Annotated in this window: 18 protein-coding genes; 15 read left to right on the forward strand and 3 right to left on the reverse strand. The window is 73.0% G+C overall.

Annotation, left to right across the window (positions count from 1 at the left end):
• The first annotated feature begins 8 nt into the window (after nt 1–8).
• From OIE49_RS12180 to OIE49_RS12235, 12 genes are all read left to right on the forward strand, one after another.
• Nucleotides 9–1,172, forward strand: a complete 1,164-nt coding sequence (locus OIE49_RS12180; RefSeq protein WP_326806201.1) for a mandelate racemase/muconate lactonizing enzyme family protein — start codon at nt 9–11, stop codon at nt 1,170–1,172.
• A complete protein-coding gene (locus OIE49_RS12185) occupies nt 1,169–2,173 on the forward strand; it encodes a zinc-dependent alcohol dehydrogenase (protein WP_326802333.1) in 1,005 nt (334 codons plus the stop codon). Before OIE49_RS12180 ends, OIE49_RS12185 begins: the two co-directional genes overlap by 4 nt.
• A gap of 137 nt (nt 2,174–2,310) precedes the next feature.
• The gene (locus OIE49_RS12190; RefSeq protein WP_100566974.1) at nt 2,311–3,279 is read left to right on the forward strand and encodes a hypothetical protein; all 969 of its coding nucleotides are present in this window, start codon (nt 2,311–2,313) and stop codon (nt 3,277–3,279) included.
• 60 nt (nt 3,280–3,339) lie between these two features.
• Nucleotides 3,340–4,449, forward strand: coding sequence for a multiple monosaccharide ABC transporter substrate-binding protein (gene chvE, locus OIE49_RS12195; RefSeq protein ID WP_326802334.1), 1,110 nt, complete (start codon nt 3,340–3,342; stop codon nt 4,447–4,449).
• A 53-nt stretch (nt 4,450–4,502) separates the two neighbouring features.
• A complete protein-coding gene (mmsA, locus tag OIE49_RS12200) occupies nt 4,503–6,062 on the forward strand; it encodes a multiple monosaccharide ABC transporter ATP-binding protein (protein WP_326802335.1) in 1,560 nt (519 codons plus the stop codon).
• Complete coding sequence (gene mmsB / locus OIE49_RS12205) at nt 6,059–7,303, forward strand: multiple monosaccharide ABC transporter permease (protein WP_100566971.1); 1,245 nt, start codon at nt 6,059–6,061, stop codon at nt 7,301–7,303. Before mmsA ends, mmsB begins: the two co-directional genes overlap by 4 nt.
• 181 nt (nt 7,304–7,484) lie before the next feature.
• A complete protein-coding gene (locus OIE49_RS12210) occupies nt 7,485–9,128 on the forward strand; it encodes a pyridoxal phosphate-dependent aminotransferase (RefSeq protein WP_326802336.1) in 1,644 nt (547 codons plus the stop codon).
• A gap of 1,170 nt (nt 9,129–10,298) precedes the next feature.
• Entirely contained in the window at nt 10,299–13,265 is a 2,967-nt protein-coding gene (locus OIE49_RS12215; protein ID WP_326806202.1) for a beta-galactosidase, read from the forward strand.
• Nucleotides 13,266–13,496: 231 nt separating this feature from the next.
• Nucleotides 13,497–14,021 (forward strand): toxin, encoded by a 525-nt coding sequence (locus OIE49_RS12220; protein ID WP_326806203.1) that lies wholly within the window; start codon nt 13,497–13,499, stop codon nt 14,019–14,021.
• A complete protein-coding gene (locus tag OIE49_RS12225) occupies nt 14,018–15,184 on the forward strand; it encodes an MAB_1171c family putative transporter (protein ID WP_326802337.1) in 1,167 nt (388 codons plus the stop codon). The genes OIE49_RS12220 and OIE49_RS12225 overlap by 4 nt, the downstream gene beginning before the upstream one ends.
• A 163-nt stretch (nt 15,185–15,347) precedes the next feature.
• Nucleotides 15,348–16,523: an MAB_1171c family putative transporter gene (locus OIE49_RS12230; protein ID WP_326802338.1), complete on the forward strand. Its 1,176-nt coding sequence runs from the start codon at nt 15,348–15,350 to the stop codon at nt 16,521–16,523.
• Between the two features lie 26 nt (nt 16,524–16,549).
• A complete protein-coding gene (locus tag OIE49_RS12235) occupies nt 16,550–17,947 on the forward strand; it encodes a pyridine nucleotide-disulfide oxidoreductase (protein WP_326802339.1) in 1,398 nt (465 codons plus the stop codon).
• Nucleotides 17,948–17,972: 25 nt separating this feature from the next.
• Here OIE49_RS12235 and OIE49_RS12240 read toward each other — a convergent pair whose 3' ends face one another.
• The gene (locus tag OIE49_RS12240; protein WP_326802340.1) at nt 17,973–18,818 is read right to left on the reverse strand and encodes an SMP-30/gluconolactonase/LRE family protein; all 846 of its coding nucleotides are present in this window, start codon (nt 18,816–18,818) and stop codon (nt 17,973–17,975) included.
• Nucleotides 18,815–19,588 carry an IclR family transcriptional regulator gene (locus OIE49_RS12245; protein WP_100566963.1) on the reverse strand — a complete coding sequence of 258 codons (774 nt, stop codon included), beginning with the start codon at nt 19,586–19,588 and terminating at the stop codon, nt 18,815–18,817. The genes OIE49_RS12240 and OIE49_RS12245 overlap by 4 nt, the downstream gene beginning before the upstream one ends.
• A 155-nt stretch (nt 19,589–19,743) precedes the next feature.
• Here OIE49_RS12245 and OIE49_RS12250 point away from each other — a divergent pair, with 155 nt between their 5' ends.
• Nucleotides 19,744–20,334 carry a hypothetical protein gene (locus OIE49_RS12250; RefSeq protein WP_384318090.1) on the forward strand — a complete coding sequence of 197 codons (591 nt, stop codon included), beginning with the start codon at nt 19,744–19,746 and terminating at the stop codon, nt 20,332–20,334.
• A 4-nt stretch (nt 20,335–20,338) separates the two neighbouring features.
• Here the strand turns inward: OIE49_RS12250 and OIE49_RS12255 are convergent, their stop codons facing one another.
• Nucleotides 20,339–21,211, reverse strand: a complete 873-nt coding sequence (locus OIE49_RS12255; RefSeq protein ID WP_326806204.1) for an ATP-grasp domain-containing protein — start codon at nt 21,209–21,211, stop codon at nt 20,339–20,341.
• Between the two features lie 171 nt (nt 21,212–21,382).
• Here OIE49_RS12255 and OIE49_RS12260 point away from each other — a divergent pair, with 171 nt between their 5' ends.
• Nucleotides 21,383–22,828 carry an acyl-CoA synthetase gene (locus tag OIE49_RS12260; protein ID WP_326802342.1) on the forward strand — a complete coding sequence of 482 codons (1,446 nt, stop codon included), beginning with the start codon at nt 21,383–21,385 and terminating at the stop codon, nt 22,826–22,828.
• Between the two features lie 235 nt (nt 22,829–23,063).
• A complete protein-coding gene (locus tag OIE49_RS12265) occupies nt 23,064–24,104 on the forward strand; it encodes a rod shape-determining protein (RefSeq protein WP_326802343.1) in 1,041 nt (346 codons plus the stop codon).
• The last annotated feature ends 91 nt before the right edge of the window (nt 24,105–24,195 follow it).

Here is a 24,195-nt window from a genome sequence, read left to right on the forward strand (position 1 = left end):
CGGGCGCCGTGCGCATCACCGGAATCAGCACCCATGTGGTCGGGACGCCGTGGCGCAACCTGACCTACGTCCAGGTGCACACCGACGAGGGCATCACGGGGGTCGGCGAGACCCGGATGCTGGGCCACACCGACGCTCTGATCGGCTACTTGAGGGAGGCCGAGGCCAACCACATCCTCGGCTCGGACCCGTTCGCCGCCGAGGACCTCGTCCGCCGGATGAAGTACGGCGACTTCGGCCGCGCGGGTGAGATCGTGATGTCCGGCATCGCGGTCGTGGAGATGGCCTGCTGGGACATCAAGGGCAAGGCGCTCGGCGTCCCCGTTTGGCAGTTACTCGGCGGCAAGGTCACCGACCGGGTGAAGGCGTACGCCAACGGCTGGTACACCACCGAGCGCACCCCGGAGGCGTACCACAAGGCCGCGCAGGGGGTCGTGGAGCGCGGTTACCGGGCGCTCAAGATCGACCCCTTCGGCACCGGGCACTTCGAACTCGACCACGAGGGGACCCTGTACGCCGTCTCGCTCATCGAGGCCGTACGGGACGCCATCGGCCCCGGCACCGAGCTGATGCTGGAGATGCACGGCCGCTTCTCCCCCGCCACCGCCGTCCGGCTGGCGAGGGAGATGGCGCCCTTCGCCCCGGCCTGGCTGGAGGAGCCGGTGCCGCCGGAGAACCTGAAGGCGCTGCGGACGGTCGCCGCCAAGGTCGACATCCCGGTCGCCACCGGCGAGCGCATCCACGACCGGATCGAGTTCCGCGAGCTCTTCGACGACCAGTCCGCCGACATCATCCAGCCGGACGTCGGCCACATCGGCGGCATCTGGGAGACCCGGAAGCTGGCCGCGACCGCCGAGACGCACTACATGCTCGTCGCCCCGCACAACGTCGGCGGGTCCGTACTCACCGCCGCCTCGCTCCAAGTCGGCTTCACCACACCGAATTTCAAGATCCTGGAGCACTTCAACGACTTCGCCGACGCGGAGATCAAGAAGGTGGTCAGGGGCGCGCCCCGGGTGGACCCGGAGGACGGCTGCTTCCACCTCTCCGACGCGCCCGGTCTCGGCGTCGAGCTGGATGTCGACAGGGCGGCCGAATTCCCCCAGCAGCAGGCCCGGTTCGACCTGTGGGCCGAGGGCTGGGAGCAGCGCAGGCCGAAGGGGACGAAGTGAGCACAGAGGTCGTCGTCGAGGCCCCGGGCACGCACCGGATCGCCGGGCACACGCCGCGCGACCCGGGACCGGGCGAGGCGCTGGTCGCCGTGCACGCCGTGGGGATCTGCGGCAGCGACCGCGAGGTGTACCAGGGCAACCGGCCCGACGGGTACGTGCGTTACCCGCTGACGCCGGGCCACGAGTGGTCCGGGACGGTCCGGCGGGTGGGCGCCGGGGTGCCCGGCCCTCTCGTGGGCCGCACGGTGGTCGGCGAGGGTTTCCGCAACTGCCAGGTGTGCGACCGCTGTCACGCGGGCGAGACGACCCTGTGCACGGCGGGGTACGAGGAGACCGGCTTCACCCGGCCCGGCGCGATGGCCACCACGCTGACGCTGCCGGCCCGGCTGCTGCACGTGCTCCCCGAGGACGCCGACCTCACCGCCGCCGCGCTGCTGGAGCCGGCCGCCTGTGTAGCGGCCGCGGCGCTGAAGGCGGACGCCCGGCCGGGCGAGCGGGTCGCCGTGGTCGGCACCGGCACGCTCGGGATGTTCGCCGTGCAGTTCCTCAAGGCGCTCTCCCCGGCCGAGCTGCTGGTCGTCGGCACGCGCGACGACCGCGAGGCCCTGGCCCGGCGGTTCGGCGCCACCGGCTTCTCCACCAAGGACCGGCGGCTGCCCGGCGGCTTCGACGTGGTGATCGAGACGGCCGGGTCCGCGGACGCGGCGCGTACCGCCGCCGCGCTGCTCAGACGCGGTGGGCGGCTGGTCCTGACCGGCATCCCGGCCCCGGGCGCCGAGGGACTGGACCCGACCGACCTCGTCGTACGGCAGCTGGAGGTGCACACCGTCTTCGGGGCGCCGCCGCACGCCTGGGCGCACACCGTGCGGATGTTCGCGGCCGGACTGCTCGATCCGCTCCCGCTCGTCACCCACGAGCTCCCGCTCGCCGAGTTCTCGCACGCCATCGACCTGGTGGGGGCGGGCGATCCGAAGGTGGGCAAGGTGCTGCTCCGCCCGTGACCCGAGTGCCGCTCACGGCGTGATCCGAGGACGCCGTGAGCGGCACACCGGGCCCGGGTCACCGCCGGCTCCGTGCACGGCCCGCCATACCCGGAGCCACGAACCTTGTCCGAGACACCGAACACGAAGGACAGCCTGTGACCGACGCTTCCGCCACGGCCGCCCGCAGACCCGCTGAGCAGACGCTCACCGCACTGGGCCTCGGCGCCCCCGCCCTCGACCCCGCCGACACCTCGCCGCACGCCTTCCCCGGCGGCGGCCGCTGGCGCACGGAGATCCCCTCGTGCGAGGGCCCGGAGGCGCTGGCGGTGGTCCTCGACGAGGCCGCACGGCTCGATGTGCCGATCCACCGGATCAGCCAGGGCAGCGGCGTGTGGATGCTGACCGACGCCGAGATCGGCGAGATGGTCGACGCGAGTACCGCACACGGCGTCGAACTGTGCCTGTTCACCGGCCCGCGCGGCACCTGGGACACCGGGGGCTCGGTGCGCTCCGACTCACGCGGGGCGGGGCTGCGCGCCCGCGGCCACGACGCGGTCGCCGGGTGCGTCGAGGACGCCGTCCGGGCCACGGAGCTGGGCGTGCGCTGTCTGCTGGTCGCCGACGAGGGGGTGCTGTGGACGCTGCACCGGGCGCGTACGACGGGCCTGATCCCGGCCGACACCACCCTGAAGGTGTCCGCGCTGATCGGCCCGGTGAACCCGGCGTCGTACGCCGTCTTCGAGCGTCTGGGCGCCGACTCCGTGAACGTGCCAAGCGATCTGACGCTCGATCACCTCACCGAGATCCGGCGGGTGTCGGGCGCCCCCATGGACATGTACATCGAGGCGCCCGACGACCTCGGCGGCTATGTCCGGATGTACGAGGTCGCCGAGCTGATCCGGCGCGGCGCACCGCTCTACCTGAAGTTCGGCCTGTCCAAGGCGCCCGGCATCTACCCGTACGGACACCACCTGCGGGAGCTCACCCTGGCCACGGCCCGGGAACGGGTGCGGCGCGGCCGGCTCGCCCTGGACCTGCTCGCCCGCCACGGCGCCGCCGGTGACATGGCGCCGCTCGGCTCCCGGCTGCCGGGCCCGCTCCACCGCTTCCCCACCGGCGCCTGACGGACGCCGCGAGCACCTCCCCACGCCCCACACCGACCAGACGGACAAGGACTGATCACCATGCGCAACCGCCGAGCCACCCTCGCCGCCACGGCCACAGCCGCGTCCCTCGCCCTGACCCTGTCCGCCTGCGGACAGAACAGCGAGGGCGGCAGCAAGGAGAAGTCGGGCAACACCAAGGGCGCCACCATCGGCATCGCGATGCCGACGAAGTCCTCCGAGCGATGGATCTCCGACGGCGACAACGTCGTCAAGGACCTCCAGGCCAAGGGCTACCGGACCAAGCTGGTCTTCGGCGAGGACAACCCCGACACCCAGGTCTCGCAGATCGAGAACCTGATCACCCAGGGCGTCAAGGGCCTGATCGTCGCCGCCATCGACAACAAGTCGCTGAACAACGTCCTCCAGGAGGCGGCCGACGCCGGCATCCCGGTCATCGCCTACGACCGGCTGATCCTCGGCACGAAGCACGTCGACTACTACGCCTCCTTCGACAACGAGAAGGTCGGCCGGCTCCAGGCCGGCTACATCGTCGACAAGCTCGGCCTCAAGGACGGCAAGGGCCCGTTCAACATCGAGCTGTTCGCCGGCTCCAACGACGACAACAACACCAAGTACTTCTTCAACGGCGCGATGAGCGTCCTGAAGCCGTACCTGGACAGCGGCAAGCTGAAGGTGAGGTCCGGCCAGACGCAGCTCACCAAGGTCACCACCCTGCGCTGGGACGGCGCGACCGCGCAGCGGCGCATGGACGACATCCTCACCTCCTCCTACAAGAGCGGCCGGGTCGACGCGGTGCTCTCGCCCTACGACGGCATATCCATCGGCATCCTCTCCGCGCTGAAGTCGGACGGCTACGGCTCGGGGAGCAAGCCGCTGCCCGTCGTCACCGGTCAGGACGCCGAGCTGGCCTCGGTCAAGTCGATCATCGCGGGCGAGCAGACGCAGACCGTCTACAAGGACACCCGCAAGCTCGCCGAGATCGCCTCGGCGATGGTCGACGACTCACTGAAGGGCAAGAAGCCGCAGGTCAATGACGCCAAGACGTATGACAACGGCTCGAAGGTGGTGCCCGCCTACCTGCTGCAACCGGTGAGCGTCGACAAGAGCAACTACGAGGAGGTCCTCGTCAAGGGCGGCTACTACAGCGACGCCGAGCTGAACAAGTAGCCGGGGAAGCGACCGCCGCATCCACCGACCCCAACCGACTGGAAGGCAGGACCATGGCGGGACCCGTCCTGGAAATGCGCTCGATCGGCAAGACCTTTCCCGGTGTCAAAGCGCTGTCGGACGTCACGCTGACGGTTCGCCAGGGCGAGGTGCACGCCATCTGCGGGGAGAACGGCGCCGGCAAGTCCACCCTGATGAAGGTGCTCTCCGGCGTCCATCCGCACGGAAGTTACGAGGGCGAGATCCTCTTCGAGCAGGAGGTGTGCCGTTTCAAGGACATCCGGGCCAGCGAACGGCGCGGCATCGTCATCATCCACCAGGAGCTGGCGCTGGTGCCGTACCTGTCCATCGCGGAGAACATCTTCCTCGGCAACGAACACGCCACGCGCGGGTTCATCAACTGGAACGACACCCTCCGGCACGCCACCGCACTGCTGCGCCGCGTCGGTCTCGACGAGCACCCCGAGACCCGGGTCGCCGACATCGGCGTCGGCAAGCAGCAGCTCGTGGAGATCGCCAAGGCGCTGTCGAAGTCCGTGAAGCTGCTCATCCTGGACGAGCCGACGGCGGCCCTGAACGACGAGGACAGCGGCAAACTCCTGCGCCTGATCCTTGAGTTGAAGGAGCAGGGCATCACCTCGATCATCATCTCCCACAAGCTCAACGAGATTCGCCAGGTCGCCGACTCGGTGACGATCCTGCGCGACGGCCACACCATCGAGACCCTGGATGTGAGGGCGGCCGGCACCACCGAGGAGCGGATCATCGCGGGCATGGTCGGCCGCGACCTCGACCACCGCTTCCCCGAACGCACCCCGCACCAGCCCCAGGAGGGCGCGGCCCCGGCCCTGGAGATCCGGGGCTGGACCGTGTTCCACCCGATCGACCGACAGCGCCGGGTCGTCGACGACGTGTCGGTCCGGGTGCGGCGCGGCGAGATCGTCGGCATCGCGGGCCTGATGGGCGCCGGCCGCACCGAACTCGCGATGAGCGTCTTCGGCCGCGCCTACGGCCGGTACGCGGCCGGCACCGTCCTCAAGGACGGCCGGGAGATCCGCACCAGGACCGTCGCGGAGGCGGTCGGGCACGGCATCGCCTACGTCACCGAGGACCGCAAGCACTACGGCCTGAACCTCATGGACACCGTCCACCGGAACATCTCGCTGACCGCGCTGCGCAAGGTGGCCCGGCGGGGTGTGGTGGACGAGCACGAGGAGCAGCGGGTCGCCGAGGCGTTCCGCACGTCCATGAACATCAAGGCGCCGACCGTCTTCGAGCCGGTGGGCAGGCTGTCCGGCGGCAACCAGCAGAAGGTCGTCCTCAGCAAGTGGATCTTCGCCGGTCCGGAGGTGCTGATCCTGGACGAACCCACGCGCGGCATCGACGTGGGCGCCAAGTACGAGATCTACACGGTCATCAACCAGTTGGCCGCCCAGGGCAAGGCGGTCGTCTTCATCTCCTCCGAACTGCCGGAACTGCTCGGCATGTGCGACCGCATCTACACGATGGCCGCGGGGCGGCTGACCGGTGAGGTGCCGCGCGCGGAGGCCACCCAGGAAGTGCTGATGCGCCACATGACGAAGAACACGAAGGACGAAGAGGTGACGCAATGAGCACGGACGTGACCGCGCAACCCCCGGCCCCCGCACCACCGGACCGCGGCGCGGCGGCCACCGGCCGCGGTCTGCTGGGGCTGGTGCTGAACGGCCTGCGCCGCAACATGCGGCAGTACGGCATGCTGATCGCGCTCGGGCTGATCGTCGTCCTGTTCGAGATCTGGACCGGAGGGGACCTGCTGCTGCCGCGCAACGTCTCCAACCTGGTGCTCCAGAACAGCTACATCCTGATCCTGGCCATCGGCATGATGATGGTGATCATCGCGGGACACATCGACCTGTCGGTCGGCTCGCTGACCGCGTTCGTCGGCGCGGTGGCGGCGGCCCTGACGGTCAGCCACCAGGTGCCGTGGCCTGTCGCGGTGGGCCTGTGCCTGCTGGTGGGGGCGGCCGCGGGCTCGCTGCAAGGGTTCATGATCGCGTATCTGGGCATACCGTCGTTCATCGTCACCCTCGCCGGGATGCTGCTCTTCCGCGGGCTGACGGAGATCCTGCTCAAGGGCCAGACCCTCGGCCCGTTCCCGGGCGGGCTGCAGAAGATGGGCAACGGGTTCCTGCCCGAGGTCGGGCCGAGCACCAACTACCACAACCTCACCCTGCTCCTCGGCCTCGTCCTGATCGCCTCCGTGGTGTGGCAGGAGGTGCGCGACCGGCGCCGGCAGCAGGAGTTCTCCCTCGACGTGCTGCCCGCACGGCTGTTCGCGCTCAAGCTCGTCGCCCTCGTCGCCGCCGTCCTGGTCGTCACGCTGCTGCTCGCCAGCTACAAGGGCGCGCCGATCGTGCTGATCGTCCTCGGCGTGCTGGTGGTCGGCTACGGCTATGTGATGCGCAACGCCGTCTTCGGCCGCCACATCTACGCCATCGGTGGCAACCTGCCCGCCGCGAAGCTGTCCGGGGTCAAGGACAGGAGGGTCACCTTCCAGGTGTTCCTGAACATGGGCGTGCTCGCGGCCCTGGCGGGACTGGTGGTGGCCGCCCGCCTGAACGCGGCCTCTCCGAAGGCCGGCGTGAACTACGAACTGGAGGCCATCGCCTCGTCGTTCATCGGTGGCGCGTCCATGAGCGGCGGTGTCGGAACCGTGCTCGGCGCGATCATCGGCGGGCTCGTCCTCGGCGTGCTGAACAACGGCATGAACCTGCTCAGCGTCGGCACCGACTGGCAGCAGGTCATCAAGGGGCTGGCGCTGCTGGCCGCGGTCGGGTTCGACGTGTGGAACAAGCGCAGGTCCGGTTCGTAGGCCGGTTCGCGCCGCACCCGAGCGGAGCCCACGGCTACCCGGAAACCACACTTCTCACACATGAGTTGAACAACGTCACCTCCGTATCCGTATCCATGAACGGCCCGCGCTCCCCCGCGCGGGCCACCCCAGAACGACGGACCCGGCCGCCCCCACCGGGCCCGCCCCATATGGAGGTTCCATGGCCGACAACGTCACCTCGCTGTTCCGCAGCACCGCGGCGCACAGTCCGTCGATGGCGGCGCTGACGCGGGAGGGCGGCGACGGGGCCGGGCCGGTGGACTTCTGCATTCCGTGCAATCCCTATTTCCCCACGCCCGACATGTTCCAGGACATGGCGACACGGCTGCGCGAGATCGTCACGTACTACCCGTCCAGCGCCGACACGATCACGGCCGAGCTGTGCAACCTGCTCCAGCTGCCGCCGCAGTGCGTGGCGATGGGCAACGGCTCGACCGAACTGATCACCTGGATCGACCACCTGCTGGTGCGCGAGTCCCTGGCCGTCCCCGTCCCCACCTTCGGCCGCTGGACCGACCAGCCCATGGAGACCGGCAAGCGGGTCGACATGTTCCCGCTCCAGGAGTCCAGCGGTTTCGCCCTGGACCTGGCGCAGTACACCGAGTTCATCCGGGCTCGGGGGACCAGGGTCGCCGTCGTCTGCAACCCCAACAACCCCGACGGCGGCTTCGTGCCCAAGCACGCCATGGTGCAGTTCATGGACTCCCTGGCCGATCTGGACCTGGTGGTGATCGACGAGTCGTTCCTGGAGTTCGCCGACGCCGAGGCCGAGCCGAGCGTGGTGCAGGAGGCCATGCTGCGCCCGAACGTGGTCGTGCTGCGCAGCCTGGGCAAGAACTTCGGCCTGCACGGGATCCGCTTCGGATACCTGGTCGCCAACCCGGCGCTGGCGGGCAAGATCCGCTCGATGCTGCCGAAGTGGAACCTCAACTCCTTCGCCGAGCACGTGGTGTTCATGCTCAAGGAGCACGGCACGGAGTACCGGCAGAGCCTTCAGCAGGTGCGCCGCGACCGGATGGAGATGGCCGCCCATCTCTCGGCACTGCCCGGTCTGACGGTCTACCCGTCCCAGGGCAACTTCCTCTTCGTGCGCCTTCCCGTGGGCGCCGAGGGCACCGTGGTACGGGACCGGCTGCTCACCGAGCACCGGATCCTGGTCCGCGAGTGCGGCAACAAGATCGGCTCCTCCAGCCGCTTCCTGCGGCTCGTGGTGCGCCCCGAGGTGGACGTGCGTCGTCTCGTGTCCGCCTTGGAACAGGTGCTCTACGGCAGCAGGAAGGGAGCCGCCGTACCCGAGTTGGGGACAGGGACCAACTACAGCTCGGGTATGGCGGCGGTGGACCGGCTGGTCAGCGAGACCAACGGAGGCGGCATGCGAATACCGGCCGCCGTGACCGCCGCCATGGCGGGCCCCGCCCCGGCGCTGGCCGCCCCGGGAATGGCCGCCCCGGGAATGGCCGTCGCCCCGGGAATGGCCGCCCCCGCCCCCGGCATGGCGATGCCGCTCCCCGCCACGGCGTCGGCGGCGCCGGCCCCGCAGCCACCCGTCCCCGCCGCGCCCCTGCCGCCGGTCCCCGCACCGGCCCCGATGCAGCCCCTGGCACCGCCGGCGCAGCAGGCCCCGCCCCCCGTCCCTGGGCCCACCCCGCCGGGCGTCCCGGCCCGCGGTGGCCTCACCGCCGCCCAGGTGCGCGGCATGACCACCCCGCCCCCCGAGGGCCCCGGCCTCACCCCGGCCCCGGCAGCCGGCTGGCCCAGCCCCCAGAACTGGCCCAACGCGGCAGGCATGAACCAGGCCGGATGACAACCGGGGCCGGGAACGGCATCCCCCGGCCCCGACCACCGCACCCTGCCCTGCCGGACACCCCGGCCCGCGGTGGGCCTCCGCGCCCCCTGCCCCCGGCCACCGGGGTGCCCACTCCCCACTGGCCCACCGCAGTGGGCAAGAACCAGGCCGGATGACAACCGGGGCCGGGAACGGCATCCCCCGGCCCCGACCACCGCACCCTGCCCTGCCGGACACCCCGGCCCACGGTGGACCTCCGCGCCCCCTGCCCCCGGCCACCGGGGTGCCCACTCCCCACTGGCCCACCGCGGCAGGCAAGAACCAGGCCGGATGACAACCGGGGCCGGGAACGGCATCCCCCGGCCCCGGCCACCGCACCCTGCCCTGCCGGACACCCCGGCCCACGGTGGACCTCCGCGCCCCTAACCCCGGCCACCAGGGTGCCCACCCCCCAGAACCGGCCCACCGCAGCAGACATGAACCAGGCCGCCAAGCGGCAGAGCCGGGGGCGGGGCCTCCGCGGCCCCGACCCAGCCACCGCACCCGGACCCGCCGGGAGTCCCCGCCCGCGGCCGCCTCACCGCCCCGCCTCCCGACAGTCCCGGCCTCACCCCAGCCCTGGCCACCGGCCGGCCCACCCCCAAGAACCGGCCCACCGCAGCAGATACGAACCAGGCCGCCAAGCGGCAGAGCCCGGGGGGCGGGGCCTCCGCGGCCCCGACCCAGCCACCGCACCCGGACCCGCCGGGAGTCCCCGCCCGCGGCCGCCTCTTGGCAGTCCCCGCCTCACGCCGGCTCTGGCCACCGAGGTGCCCACCCCCCAGATCTGGCCCACCGCACCCGCATCCGGACCCGCCGGGAGCACACTCCGCCCCGCCTCCCGGAGGCCCCGGCTTGACCCCGGCGCCGGGGACGGCGCCCCGCAGCCCCGGACCGGCCCCGCTCCGGGTCCGTAGCCCGCCGGGTGTCCCCTCCCCCTGCGGTCCCGGTCGCTCGGCTGGTCCGGCCCAAGAACTGGCCGAGCGCGACGCGGCTGAACCGGGGGCGGCGGCTCCGGCGCTACTTGGCCGGGCGGCTCTGGTGTGCCCCCCGCGGCCGTGCCAAGTCGTGTGCGCGTGCGTGGGGCAGGTGGGTTCCGTGGAGAATGACGGGATCCGCGCCCGTAAGATCGCCCCCGGAGGCACACCCTTGGCGCTCAGCAGACGTTCATTCAGCGCCCTCGCGAGCACCGCCGCGCTCGGACTGGCTCTGGGCGGCAGCGGCGGCCCGGGAGCGCCGTCGGCCTTCGCCGCGCGCTCCGTGCCCACGGGCCCGCCACCGCCCCCGCCGAGCGCCGACGGACGGCGGCACAGCGTCGGTTTCGACTCCTACTCGCTGCTGGTCGACGGCCGGCGGCTGGTGCTGTGGTCGGGCGAGATGCACCCCTTCCGGCTGCCGAGCCCGGCCCTGTGGCGGGACGTGCTCCAGAAGATGCGCGCGTACGGCTTCAACGCCGTCAGCGTCTATGTGGCCTGGAACTACCACTCCCCCGCCCCGGGACGGTACGACTTCACCGGGGTGCGGGACCTGGACCTGTTCCTGCGCATGGCCGCCGAGACCGGCCTCTACGTCATCCTGCGCCCCGGCCCCTACATCAACGCCGAGGTCGACGGCGGCGGCTTCCCCGGCTGGCTGACCGCCACCGAGGGCACCGCGCGGACCGCCGACCCGACGTACCTGAAGCACGTCGACGAGTGGCTGGGCCACGTCGACGCCATCGCCGTCCGGCACCTGTTCACCCGGGGCAGGGGCACCGTCCTGCTCTACCAGATCGAGAACGAGTACGACGCCCACGTGGACGAGCCGACCGGGCGCGCCTACATGTCCCACCTGTACAAGAAGGTGCGCGCCGACGGCATCGACGTGCCCCTCTTCCACAACGACAAGGGCAGGAACGGCCACTGGACCCCCGGCTCGTTCGACACCGGCGGTGAGAAGCGGGGATGGCTGTACGGGTTCGACGGGTACCCCTCGCCGTCCCAGCCCCCGCCCGACTGGGGGCACTTCGGCAGCGGAGGGAAGACGGGCGGGGCGAGCGCCAGCCCGCGCACTCCCGGGTTCATGCCCGAGTCCGGCGGCGGCTGGTTCGATCCGTGGGGCGGTGCCTGGTCCAGGGGCAAGGGGTACGCGGAGTCGCGGCGCACCCGGGACGCGGCGTACGAGCGGCGCTTCTACCTGACCCACCTCGCCAACGGCATCACCGTCCACAACGTGTACATGGCCTTCGGCGGCACCTCCTGGGGCTGGCTGCCCGCACCGGTCGTCTACACGTCGTACGACTACGGGGCGGCCCTGGACGAGGGCCGCCTGCCCACCGACAAGCTGGTGCCGATGCACCAGATCGGGCACATGCTCCAGCGCGTTCCCGACTTCGCCCGGCTGGACCGCGCGGCCGACGTGAAGGTGCGCGGGCTGACGACGTACCACCTGAAGAACCCGGACACCGGCGCCCACGTCTACGTCCTGCGCAACGACGGCGGCCAGGAGGTCTCCTCGACGCTGCGCGCGGCCGGCGCCGACCTGCCGGTGACCGTGCCCGCCCGGGACGCCCGGCTGATGGTCACCGGGCTGACGCTGGGGCAACGGAAGGTGCGGTACTCCACCGCGCAGCCGATGCTGTTCCTCAACGCCGGACGGCAGGACGTCGCCGTGTTCTGCGGGCCGCAGGGCGAACTGGCGCGCGTGGTCATCGAGGCCGCCCAGGAACCGCTGGTGACCCGGATGAGCCAGCAGGCCGCGTACGCCTACGACCGGGGCCTGCTGCGGCTGACCGTCCCGCTCGGCGCCGGCGGGCTGATCGGGGTCCGGGTGGAGGGCGACGGGAACGGCCGCCCGCTGCTGCTGCTGTTCGCCGACGAGGCGACCTCGACGCGTCTGTGGCCGTACGACACCCCGTCGGGCTCCCTGCTGGTCCACGGCCCCGCGCTGCTGCGCACCGCCACCGTGCGCGGTTCCACGGTGCACCTCACCGGTGACACCGTCGGGGAGACCGGTCTGGAGATGTGGGGGCCGCGCGGCATCGACGGCGTGACGTGGAACGGCCGCGCGGTGCCGGTGTCGGCCACCGGCTCGGAGAGCGTGCGGGCGGCCGCCCCGCTGCCGGGCGTGCCCGAGGTGGCGCTGCCCGCGCTCGGCGGCTGGCGGACGCGCGCCGAGAACCCCGAGTCCGGGCCGGGCTTCGACGACTCGGCGTGGAAGGCCGCCGACCGGACGTCCTCGTACAGCACGACTCCCGTGCCGAAGGGGCAGCCGGTGCTGTTCGCCGACGACTACGGCTTCCACTACGGGGACGTCTGGTACCGCGGCACGTTCACGGACGCCACCGGCGTCGAATCGGTCTCCCTCTCCTACGCCGCCGGCACGCAGGGGCTGCTGATGGCCTGGCTGGACGGTGAGCCGCTGGGCACCCACCGGCTGCCGGTGCCCGACAACAGCACGATCCGGCAGGGCAGTTGGTCGGACACGGCGGTCTTCCCGGTACGCGAGGCGCGGCGCGGGCCCGGCCGGCACGTGCTGTCGGTCCTGGTGCGACGGATGCAGCACGACCAGGACGGCTCCGCGCGCGACACGCACAAGGCGGCGCGCGGTCTGACGGCGGTCGCCTTCAAGGGGGGCGCGCCGAAGGTGCGGTGGCGGATCCAGGGCGAGGCCGCGCCGGACCCGGTGCGCGGGCCGCTGAACAACGGCGGGCTGTACGGGGAGCGGGAGGGCTGGCATCTGCCGGGCTTCGCGGACCGCGACTGGGAGCCGGTCGCGTTCCCGCGCGCGGCGCGGCGGCAGGGGGTGACCTGGTACCGGACCACGTTCCGGCTGGCCGTGGAGCAGGGCGTGGACGCCTCGATCGGGCTCACCCTGGACGACGACCGGTACCGCTCCTACCGCGCGCAGATCTTCCTCAACGGCTGGAACATGGGCCAGTACATCAACGATGTGGGTCCGCAGCACACGTTCGTCCTGCCGAACGGGATCCTGCGCACGCGGGGCACCAACACCCTTGCTCTGGCGGTGCTGTCGGAGTTCACCACACTGTCGGGTCCGGGGCAGGTGCGGCTGACGCTGCTGGGCGCGGCGGCCGGCGGGGTGCCGGTGACGCCGCTGCCCTCGCCGGGGCGGTGACCGGACGGGTTCCCACCCCGTCCCCGGCGGGTGCGCGTCGCGCGGACGGCGGCGGTCGTTTCCGGTCGCACGACGGTCGTCGGATCGCATGACGCGGGCAACTCCGGCCGCGTAGGCTCGGACGGCCCCCGTGACGGGGGCCGGAAGGGGTGTGGCGATGGACTCCGCGGGCGGCCCGGTCCGCCTCGCCCGATGATGTGGGCAGGCCTGGGAGATGCGCGGGGGAACATGGTGCGTAGGAAGAGGGAGATGCGCCGGCTCGCCGACGCGCTCATCGACCCGATCCAGGTGCCCGTGCCCGCCGACCCGGAGGTGCTGCTGGCCGCGCTCGTCGACTCCGTCAGCGCCTGGCGGGGCCGCCGGGTCGTCGTCCGGCGGGAGGTGTTCCCGCCGCACACCGCCAGCGGGCTCTGGCTGGAGGGCGAGACGCAGGACGTGGTCGTCGTCGACCAGCGGGCCGCCGTGTGGCACCAGATCGTGATCTTCTGCCACGAGGTGTGGCACATGAGCCGACGCCAGAGCGACGCGGACGCCGCCCCGGCCGCGGGACCGCCCCGGCCGGTCGCGGCGCGCACCGACTTCAGCCTCGCCGACGAGCAGGAGGCCGACCAGTTCGGCATGTTGATGGGCCGTCGGCTGCGGACCTGGCTGGAGGCGTCGGCGGACCCGGTCGGCGCGGAGGGCCCCGAGCACGGCCAGGACCTCGCCGGACGCATCGGGGCGGCCCTCAACTACCGGGGGATTCGCGGCGGATGAGCGGCCTGATCAACTACGTGAGCTGCGGTGTGCTGTGGCTGGGCCTGGCGGTGAAGGCGCCCGATCTGGCCCGTCACCGCAGCGATCCGTATCTGCGCGCGATCTGCGCGGTGCTGGGTCTGGCCGGCTTCTGCTTCCTGCTCGGGGCCCCGCCGACGGTCGGCGCGATCAACCGGCTCAGCGGTGTGCCCAACCTCGCGGCGCCGCTGACGTACGCGTCGATCACCGCCTACAGCGCGGCCTCCCAGGTCCTCGTCGTCCACTGGCGGGGCGGCGAGCGCGTGCACCGGGTGGCCCGGTGCTGGATCGTGGCCTACACGCTGGTGCTCGTCGGCATCGCCGCCATGTTCGCGCTCGGTGAGGCGCCGGTGGAGCGGCGTACCGACCTGGACACCTACTACGCGACGACGCCGTTCCTCGCCGAGATGATCGTGCTGTACCTGGTGGGGCACCTCTGCGCCGTCAGCGTCACCGCGGTGTCCGCGCTGCGCTGGGCCCGCGACGTGACCGGCTGGCTGCGGGCGGGTCTTGTGGTCCTGGGGGTGGGGTCGCTGTGCGGCGGCGGGTACAGCGTCACCAAGCTCGTCGCCGTGGTCGCCCGCTGGTGCGGGCGGGACTGGTCGGGGCTCAGCACGAACGTCTCGCCGGCCGCCGCCGGGCTGGGCGCGCTGCTGACGTCGGCGGGCATCCTGGTGCCGCTGGCGGGGCCCCGCCTCACCGAGTGGCGGCGGTCCCGGATGGCGTTCGCGCGGCTGGAACCGCTGGAGCGCGAGCTGGACGACCTGCTCACCCGCCGCTGCCTGCGGCTGCCGCGGCCGCGCTGGGCCACGCCCACCACGCGGCTGATGTGGCGCCAGACCAGCATCCACAACGCGCTGAGCTATCTGGACGCGTCCTTCGACCGGTCCCTGTACGAACGGACCCACGAGGCGGTGCTGGGGGCGACCGGGGACGCCGAGCGCGCCGAGGCCGCCGCGTGGGCGGCGGTCATCGCCGCCGCCGTACGCGAAACCGGAGTGCCGCTGCCCGGCGATGCGGACCGCCTGACCGTCCGGGTACCGGGCCCGGCCGCCCTGGTCCGCGTCGCGGACGCCCTGTCCGCCCCTCCCCCCGCGACAACCCCCCGCATCCCCACCGGCCCAACCCCCACGAGCACCCCATGACAGCCGCGCCGGCGGCACAACCGCCGCCACAGGAACCCCCCACAACCGCGCCCATGTCCACGGCAGGGCGCTCGACGCCCCACCCTTCCGCCGCACCACGCACAGCCACCCGTAAGGCAGCCGCCCGGGCGGCCGCCACGCGCCGTGGGGGGAGGTGGCCGGGGTGAGTCTTGTCGTCTATCTGGCGGCCGGGATCTTCGGGCTCTCCGCCACCGTGTTGTTGCGCCGACCGCGGACCGCGGTACGGAATCCGCTGACCATGTCCACCTGCGCGGCGATCGTGCTCGGCTCGCTGGTGTTCGTCTGTTCGGCGCCGTTGACACTGGCCACCGTCAACGAGCTCACCGGCATCCCCAACTTCGGTGCCCCGCTGACCTACGGGATGCTCTCCGCGTACAGCTGCTCGCTGCTCATCCTGCTGATCAACTGGCGGGGCGGCCCGCCCGAGCGGGTGCGGTGCACAGTGCTGCGCAGCATCGCCGTCTATGCCCCGCTGATCGTCGCCATCGTCGTGCTGTTCGCCCTCGGCGACGCCCGCACCGAGCGGCTCACCGACCTGGACACCTACTACGCCAACACGCCGTATCTGCGCGAGATGATCCTGCTCTACCTGCTCGGGCACAGCGCCGCGACCCTGGCGGCGTGCGCGCTGTGCGTCAAGTGGAGCCGTGAGGTCACCGGGCTGCTGCGGGCCGGACTGCGGCTGATCCTGGCCGGCTCGGCGCTGGACGTGGCGGGCTTCCAGCTGACCAAGTACATGGCGGTCGTGGCCCGTTGGACGGGACACGACCTGGACGTGCTGTCCACGAAGGTCGCCCCGCCGATGGCCTCCCTCGCCGCGCTTCTGTGCTCGGCGGGCTTCGTGCTGCCCAGACTGCTCCCGGCGGCCCTCGCGCAGGCGCGCGGCCTGCGCGACCACCGGCGGCTGGGCCCGCTGTGGTCGAGGGTGCGGTTCGTGTCCACCGCGCCCAAGCCGCCGAGTTCGTGGTGGCAGTTGCCGCTGGCCCGCCTGCAGTGGCGCGAGGTGTCCATCCACGACGCGCTGCTGGGCCTCGCCCCGTACTTCGACGACGCGGTCCGCGAGCGGGCGCTGGCCGCCGCCCGGCGCGCGGGCCGCGACGCGCACGAGGCGCGGATCGCGGCGGAGGCGGCGATGCTCGCCGACGCCGCGCGCCGCGCCGCCGCCCGCGAGGAGCCGCTTCCGGCGCCGAGCGGCTACCGCCTCCACGCCACGGAGGTGTCCGGAACCAGCGGTCTGGTGGAACTGGCGCAGACGCTGGTCCGTACACCCTCCGAAACCGCCTCACGCGCGGGAACGGTGAGGACCACCCATGGCTGAGGCCATGGCCGACTCCGAGGAGCCCCATGCCCCGTAGAGCTGTCGTCATCGGTGCCGGACTGGCCGGCATGCTGGCCGCGGCGGTGCTGTCCGACGTCGTGGACGACGTGGTCGTGGTGGACCGCGACGACCTGCCCGAGGGCCCGGAGCACCGCAGAGGCCTGCCGCAGGGGCGCCACGCCCATCTGCTCATGGCCGGCGGCCTGGCCGCCATGGAGGAGCTGATGCCGGGCGGAAGCATCCGGCAGCGGCTGCTGGCCGCGGGCGCCCGGGAGATACCGCTGGGCCACGGCATGGTGGCCCTGACCCCCGAGGGCTGGCTCCGGCGCTGGCGGCACGACGGGCCGCGGATGCTGAGCTGCACCCGCGCCCTGCTGGACTTCACGGTCCGTTCCACCGTCCTCGCCCACACCGGGACGGTGATCCGCAAGGCGCAGGCGGTCGGCCTGGTGGGCGACGCGCGGCGCGTGCGCGGTGTGCGCCTCGCCGCCCCCGCGGCGGAGGAGGTGCTGCCCGCGGACTTCGTGGTCGACGCGAGCGGGCGCGGGACCCGGGTGGTGACCTGGCTCGGGGAGCTCGGGATCTCCGGGGTGCGCGAACGCGGCGTGGACGCCGGGCTGGTCAACGCCACCCGCGTGTACCGCACGCCCGCCGGGGCCGAGCAGTTCCCGCTGACGATGGTGCAGGCCGACCCGTACGCGGGCCGCCCCGGCCGCAGCGGCATGGTCCTGCCGATCGAGGGCGACCGCTGGATGGTCAGCCTCGCCGGCTCGCGGGGCGGCGAACCACCGGCGGACCCCGACGGATTCCTGCGCTACGCCCTCGATCTGCCGTCCCCCCTCGTCGGCAGGCTCGTCTCCGGCGCCGAGCCCCTCACCGACGTGTACATCAGCCGCAGCACCAGCAACGCGCGCCGCTACCTGGAGAAGCTGCCGCGGTGGCCGGAGGGCTTCGTGGCGCTGGGCGACGCGGTGGCCACCTACAACCCGGGCTACGGGCAGGGCATGTCGGTGGCCGCGCTCGGCGCCCGGCTGCTGCGCGACGAACTGCGCCGGTCCGGCCCGGACGCGCCCGGTCTCGCGCGCCGGGTGCAGCGCGACGCCGCCCGGCCGGTCGACGCGGCCTGGGCGGCCGCGGTCGGCCAGGACGTCTGGTACCCGGACAGCCGCGGCGCCCGGCCCGGAGCCGCCGACCGTCTGGTCACCGTCTACAGCCGCCGTCTGACGCGGGCGGCCACCGGCTCCTACCGCGCCGCGGCCGCCCTCTGGGAGGTCACCAGCCTCCGCAGCGGCCCGGAGCGCCTCCTCCGCCCCGACACCCTCCTCGACGTCCTGAACGGCCCTCTGCTCCCGCCGCTGTCGGGCCCGCCGCTGACCCCGGCCGAACGCAAGATCCTTCAGGAGCTGGACCGGACGAACGCCTGACCCGGCCCCCCGGGGCACGCAGGAGTCAGCCCGCGAAGGCGGGCTGGGGCAGGCCCCGCCCCGCGTCGGGGACAACGAGGAGAGAGCCCGCCAGGGGGTGGGGGGCGGTTAGGCCCGTACGGGCCGTGGTGACGTAGAGGTCGGTCAGGCCGGGGCCGGCGAAGGCGCAGGCGGTGGGGCGGGAGATGGGGAGGGCGAGCACGCGGTCCAGAGTGCCGTCGGGGGTGTAGCGGCGGATCGCGCCGCCGTCCCACAGGGCCACCCAGACACAGCCGTCGGCGTCGACCGTGAGGCCGTCCGGGAAGCCGGCGCCCTGCTCCACCTGGGCCAACGGCCGCCTGCCCGTGATCCGTCGGCCGTCGAAGTCGAAGACGTCGACACGGCGGGTCGGCGAGTCGACGTAGTACATCAGGCGGCCGTCGGGGCTCCAGGCCGTGCCGTTGCTCACCGCCACGGCGGGCAGCACCACCTCGGCCGTGCCGTCGCCGGTGAGGCGGGACAGGGTGCCGCCTCCCGGGGCCTCGTCGTAGCGCATGGTGCCGACCCACAGGGAGCCGTCGGGTGCCACGGCGGCGTCGTTGGCGCGCCGGCCGGGAGCAGGGTCGTGATGCAGCCAGCGGAAGGCGTCGTCGGGGTCCACCAGACCCACACCGTCCCGGAGGTTGAGCACGAGCCCGCCGCCCGCGCGGGGTTTCGCCGCGCCCACGTGCTGCTCGGTCGTACGGACCGTGCACCGGCCCGAGAAGGGGTCGTAGACGTGCACCCGGGAGGAGAGGATGTCGACCCAGAGCAGCCGCCCGGCCGCCGGGTCCCAGGTCGGGCCCTCGCCCAGCTCCGCCCGGGCATGGACGGCGACCTCGTAGCCCGTCATGCCGCGCCCCGGTGGCCGAGCCGCTCGGACAGCCCGGCAGCGCCCTGCGCGACGAGCCGCTCCAGCTCCGCCCGCCGCTCCTCGCTCCAGCGGATCATGGGCACCGAGATGGACAGGGCCGCGACCACCTGCCCGGTACGGTCGCGCACCGGCGCGGCCACACAACTGACGTCCGGGTTGGACTCGCGGCTCTCCACCGCCACGCCCCGCCGCCGGACCTCGCCCAGGGTCTCGCGCAGCGTGGCCGGGTCGGTGATGCTGTGCGGCGTCATCGCGACCAGTTCGGCGTCGTCCGGGATGCGCGCGCCGAGCTCCGCCTCGGGCAGGGAGGCGAGCAGCATCTTGCCGACCGAGGTGCAGTGCGCCGGGAGGCGGCGGCCGGCCGCGGAGACCATGCGCACCGCGTGCGTGGAGTCCACCTTGGCGATGTAGATGACGTCGGTGTCCTCCAGGATCGCCACGTGCACGGTCTCGTCGCAGGTCTCCGCGACCGAGCGGGCGACCGACTGGCCCTCGGCGGCGAGGTCCAGCTGCTCCGCGTAGCGGCTGCCGAGCTGGTACGGGCGTACGCCCAGCCGGTAGCGTCCGGGCTGCCCGGTCACGGGGACGATGTACTGGCGGGCTGCGAGCGTGGTGACCAGCTCGTGCACCGTGGTGCGCGGCAGTCCCAGCCCGCGCACGATGTCGGGGGCGGAGAGAGTCCCGTCCCCGTCGAGGAAGAGCTCGAGTATGTCCAGAGCCCGGGTCACGGCAGGTACGAGGCGTCCCACGACCGGCCCCCTCCCTTGATATGCGCCTGATATGCGCCTGTGCGATCCATGCCTGTTCGACATTTCAACAGGCGGTCGGCATGACGAACACAGGCTAGTCAGAGCGGAATGCGCGGGCAATGGGCGGAAGGGCCGGGTGGGCGACGATGGACCGCATGACCACGCCCTCCGGACAGCGCCCCGCCTTCACCCCGCTGGACTTCCAGCTCGTACTGCTGCGCCGCATGGCCGACCACAACCCGGAGCTGGTGGAGGACGCCCGCCGTACGCTGGGCGTCTCCCGCGAACAGATGCGCGAGGCCAACAAGCGCTGGCAGGCGATGGCCCGCTCGCCACGGGCCCGCTCGGCCGCGTCCCGCTACCGCTCGGCCCTCGGCGAGCCCGAGTCGACGACCGCCCGCCGCATCGGCGATCTGGACTGCGAGGCGCGTACGTGGCCCGTCCCGCTCTGGCCCGACCTGCGCCTGGAGGTACTGGTCGCCCCGGACGGCCGGGTCTGGAACGAGTGGCTGGTGCGCGCCCCGGGCGCCGAGGGGCCCGGCCTGCGGACCGTGGCCGATCTGACCCCCTGGTCCTGCACGGTCGACGAGGCCGCCCGCGCCTTCGCCCCGGCCCGCCCCCTGGAGGGCACCGCCCCGACCCGCTGGGGGCTGGCGTTCCGGGCCCCGGACGGGGAGGGCGTCCCCCGGGAGGTCGTGGCCGAGTTCACCTGGGGCCTGCTGCAGCGCACGCGCGTGAGCGAATAGCGGCTCAGCCCGCGGCGGCGGCCAGGATCGCCTCCGTCACCGCCGCCACCGACTCCGGGTGCAGCCGGAGGAACAGGTTCGGCTCCACCAGCTCCAGCTCCATGAGCCGGGGTTCGCCGTCCTCCCCGTCCACCAGGTCGACCCGGGCGAAGAGAAGCTCGGGAGCGCCGGGCACGGCTGCCAACGCGCTTTCGGCGACGGCGAGTTCGGCCGGGGTCGGGGTCCAGGGCGCGATGCCCGGGTGGGCCACCTTGCGCTCGTCGTAGGCGATGCCGGGGGCGAGGACGGCACCCTTGCGGCCCGCGTGCAGCAGGCGTCCGCCGAGGAACTGGAGCGCACGCTCCCCGCCCGCGTCGATGCGCCGCATGTACGGCTGCACCATGGCCGTGAGCCCCTCGGCGTGCATCCGCGCGAGCTGCCGTACGGCGGTGTCACGCTCGTCGGGCGTGTACCGGGCGGCGAACCGCGCGCCGGCCCCGAACGCCGGTTTGATCACGAACTCGTGGTCGACGGGCAGGTCGACCGGGTCTCCGGGAGCCACGTACCGGGTCGGCACGACGGGCACCCCGGCCGCCCCGAGCTGCCCGAGGTACCGCTTGTCGACGTTCCACCGCACGACCTCGACGGGATTGGCCAGCCGTGTGGCCTTCGCGCACCGCTCGGCCCACTCCGTGAACTCCGCCACCCGCCAGCTGTAGTCCCAGGTCGAGCGGATCACGGCGAGATCGAACCCGCCCCAGTCGGCCCCCGGGTCGTCCCACGCCACGGCCCGGGCCTCGGCCCCGGCCTGCTCCAGCGCCTCCACCAGCACCGGAAGGTCCAGGTCGGCGCTGATACCGGGCGCGGGCCGGCAGGTGACGAGCGCGATGCGGGGCACGGCTGCCTCCATCCTGGTGGATCCTCGTGGATCCCCGTACAGGGCTGCGAACAGTGACGGGCCACGCAGGCTAACAACCGCCCGCGCCGGCGCGTACGGTCGCCCCTGGTGCAGGAACCTCAGTCGCCGGCCCCCGGCCGGCCCGTACGAGAGTCGCAAGGAGTCCCCCACGTGTCCTCCCTCTTCCCCGCCCTGACGAAGGATCCCGGTGAGCGGCCCGCGCTGCGGTTCGGTGACCGGTCGCTGACGTACGCGGAACTCGCGGCGGCGGCCGGGGCCGTGGCCGCCCGGGTGCGTGGCAGGTCGCGGGTCGCGGTGTGGGCGACTCCGGGACTGGAGACGGCCGTCGGGGTCGTGGGCACGCTGCTGGCCGGGGTCGCCGCCGTACCGCTCAACCCGAGGTCGGGCGTGAAGGAGCTCGGGCACATCCTCACCGACAGCGCGCCGCCCGTGGTGCTCGCCGCGCCCGGGGACGAACTGCCCGCCGCGCTCGCGGGGTTGGAGCGACTCGACGTGGATGTGCGGGACGTGGGGCGCGTTCCCGAGGACGGGGCCGGCGAGGGCGACCCGGCCCTCGTCGTCTACACCTCCGGTACGACCGGGCCGCCCAAGGGCGCCGTCCTGCCCCGCCGGGCGCTCGCCGCCACCCTGGACGCGCTGGCCGACGCCTGGCAGTGGAGGGGTGACGACGTGCTGGTGCACGGGCTGCCGCTGTTCCATGTGCACGGACTGGTGCTGGGCGTCCTCGGACCGCTGCGGCGCGGCGGGGAGGTACGGCACCTGGGGCGGTTCACGACGGACGGCGTGGCACGCGAGCTGAACGGCGGGGCGACCATGCTGTTCGGCGTGCCGACGATGTACCACCGGATCGCCGAGGCGCTGCCCGGCGACCCGGAGCTGGCGAAGGCCCTCGGCGGGGCCCGGCTGCTGGTCTCCGGCTCGGCCGCGCTGCCCGTGCACGACCACGAGCGGATCACGGCCGCGACCGGGCGGCGGGTGATCGAGCGGTACGGGATGACCGAGACGCTCATGAACACCAGCGTGCGGGCCGACGGCGAGTCCCGCGCCGGGACGGTCGGGGTGCCGCTGCCCGGCGTCGAGTTGCGGCTCGTGGAGGAGGACGGTACGGAGATCGCGGCGTACGACGGGGAGACGGTCGGCGAGATCCAGGTGCGCGGGCCGAACCTGTTCACCGAGTACCTCAACCGGCCCGACGCGACGGCCGCCGCGTTCACCGCCGACGGCTTCTTCCGCACCGGCGACATGGCGGTGCGCGACCCCGACGGGCAGGTCCGCATCGTCGGCCGCAAGGCCACCGACCTGATCAAGAGCGGCGGTTACAAGATCGGTGCGGGCGAGATCGAGAACGCGCTCCTGGAGCACCCGGAGGTACGCGAGGCCGCCGTCACCGGGGAGCCCGACGACGATCTCGGTGAGCGGATCGTCGCCTGGATCGTCCCGGCCGATCCGCACCTCCCGCCGGGCTCCGAGGAGTTGGCCGATCACGTGGCCCGGCGCCTCGCCCCGCACAAGCGGCCCCGCATCGTCCGGTTCCTCGGCGCCCTGCCCCGCAACGACCTGGGGAAGATCATGAAGCGGGCGCTGCCCCGGGGCTGAACGGCGGCCCGCGAAGGCCCAGTCCCCCGCGGATCCCTCACGGGCCCAACCCGCGACGGGGGCCGGTCATCTGTCCTGGTGCGCCGCTTCTTACGCGCGGCGCGCCGGAATGCACCCGTCCAGCGGCGACCCGCCCGGCCCCCTTGAACGGGCGCCCGCCGTGCCACCCGAGCACGATGCCAGGGAGGCCTCCTTCCGGTGGCCGCCACGGTCCGCGCTCTCAGGAGGCTCCGCCATGTCCGCCACTCTGGAGCAGTTGCGCCGCTGCCACTTCGCCGTCGATTTGGGAGCGGCCCGGACCCGTGTCTACGTCAAGGGCCCGGGGCTCGTCGTCGACCAGCCCTCCGTCGCCGCCGTGAACACCCGAAACGGGGCCCTGATCGCGGTCGGCGAGTTCGCGGAGAGGATGACGGGCCGCACCCCCGCGTACATCAGGGTCGTCCGCCCGGTCTCCGGAGGTACGGTCGTCGACATCGAGATGGCGCAGCGCATGCTGCGGCACCTGCTCGGCGACGGGATGCGCCGCACCCTGCGCCGCAAGGCGGCCCGGCTGCGGGCCGCCGCCTGCACCCCGCACGACGCCGATCCGCTCGCCCAGCGGGCCACGATCGAGACGCTCGTCGGGCTCGGCGCGCGCCGGGTGGAACTCGTCGACACGCTCATCGCCGCCGCCGTCGGCTGCGGGCTGCCCGTGGAGCGGGCCGAGGCCACCATGATCATGGTGTGCGGGGCCGCGGCCACCCAGGTGGCCGTCCTCTCGCTCGGCTCGATCGTCACCGCCGAGCGCATTCCCGTCGGCGGAGAGGCCGTTGACCAGGCGATCGTGCAACACCTTCGCCTGGCTCACGCGTTGACGCTGCCCAGCCAGTCCCTGCGGCCCCTCCAGATCGCCCTGTCCGGCAACGGGCTCACCCCGTCGGGCCCGGCGTCCACCGAGATCCACGGGCGGGACGTGGCCACCGGGCTGGCCCGGTCCGTGCGGATCGACACCGCCGCCGTACGGGAGGCCATCCTGACACCGCTGACCGCCGTCCTCGACGGTATCTACAAGGTGCTGCGCGTGTGCCCGCCGGATCTGGTGGCCGACCTCGCCGACCGCGGGATCATGATGGTCGGCGGTTCCGCGCTGCTGCCGGGCCTGGACCAGATGCTGCGCGAGGCGACCGGCATGCCGGTCCACATCGCCGAACGCCCCGACGTGTGCGCGATCCAGGGCCTGGGCGCGATGCTGGAGGGCGAGATCGAACCGATGGTCCTCAACCCACTGGGCGCGTAACCGCGTTGCCCGCCCGACGCGTCGGCACCCGGACGCCGTCAGCCCACGCGGCCGTCAACCCACCTGAGTCGCGGGCGCGTTGAGACACCGC

Origin of the sequence: Streptomyces sp. NBC_01788, from assembly GCF_035917575.1 — a bacterium.
Lineage (GTDB): Bacteria > Actinomycetota > Actinomycetes > Streptomycetales > Streptomycetaceae > Streptomyces.

Excerpts from the sequence above, each read along its gene's own strand:
- OIE49_RS12250 (WP_384318090.1), top strand. The coding sequence starts at position 19,744 with ATGACCACGCCCTCCGGACAGCGCCCCGCCTTCACCCCGCTGGACTTC.
- mmsB (WP_100566971.1), top strand. The coding sequence starts at position 6,059 with ATGAGCACGGACGTGACCGCGCAACCCCCGGCCCCCGCACCACCGGAC.
- OIE49_RS12235 (WP_326802339.1), top strand. The coding sequence starts at position 16,550 with ATGCCCCGTAGAGCTGTCGTCATCGGTGCCGGACTGGCCGGCATGCTG.
- OIE49_RS12225 (WP_326802337.1), top strand. The coding sequence starts at position 14,018 with ATGAGCGGCCTGATCAACTACGTGAGCTGCGGTGTGCTGTGGCTGGGC.
- OIE49_RS12240 (WP_326802340.1), bottom strand. The coding sequence starts at position 18,818 with ATGACGGGCTACGAGGTCGCCGTCCATGCCCGGGCGGAGCTGGGCGAG.
- chvE (WP_326802334.1), top strand. The coding sequence starts at position 3,340 with ATGCGCAACCGCCGAGCCACCCTCGCCGCCACGGCCACAGCCGCGTCC.
- mmsA (WP_326802335.1), top strand. The coding sequence starts at position 4,503 with ATGGCGGGACCCGTCCTGGAAATGCGCTCGATCGGCAAGACCTTTCCC.
- OIE49_RS12210 (WP_326802336.1), top strand. The coding sequence starts at position 7,485 with ATGGCCGACAACGTCACCTCGCTGTTCCGCAGCACCGCGGCGCACAGT.
- OIE49_RS12265 (WP_326802343.1), top strand. The coding sequence starts at position 23,064 with ATGTCCGCCACTCTGGAGCAGTTGCGCCGCTGCCACTTCGCCGTCGAT.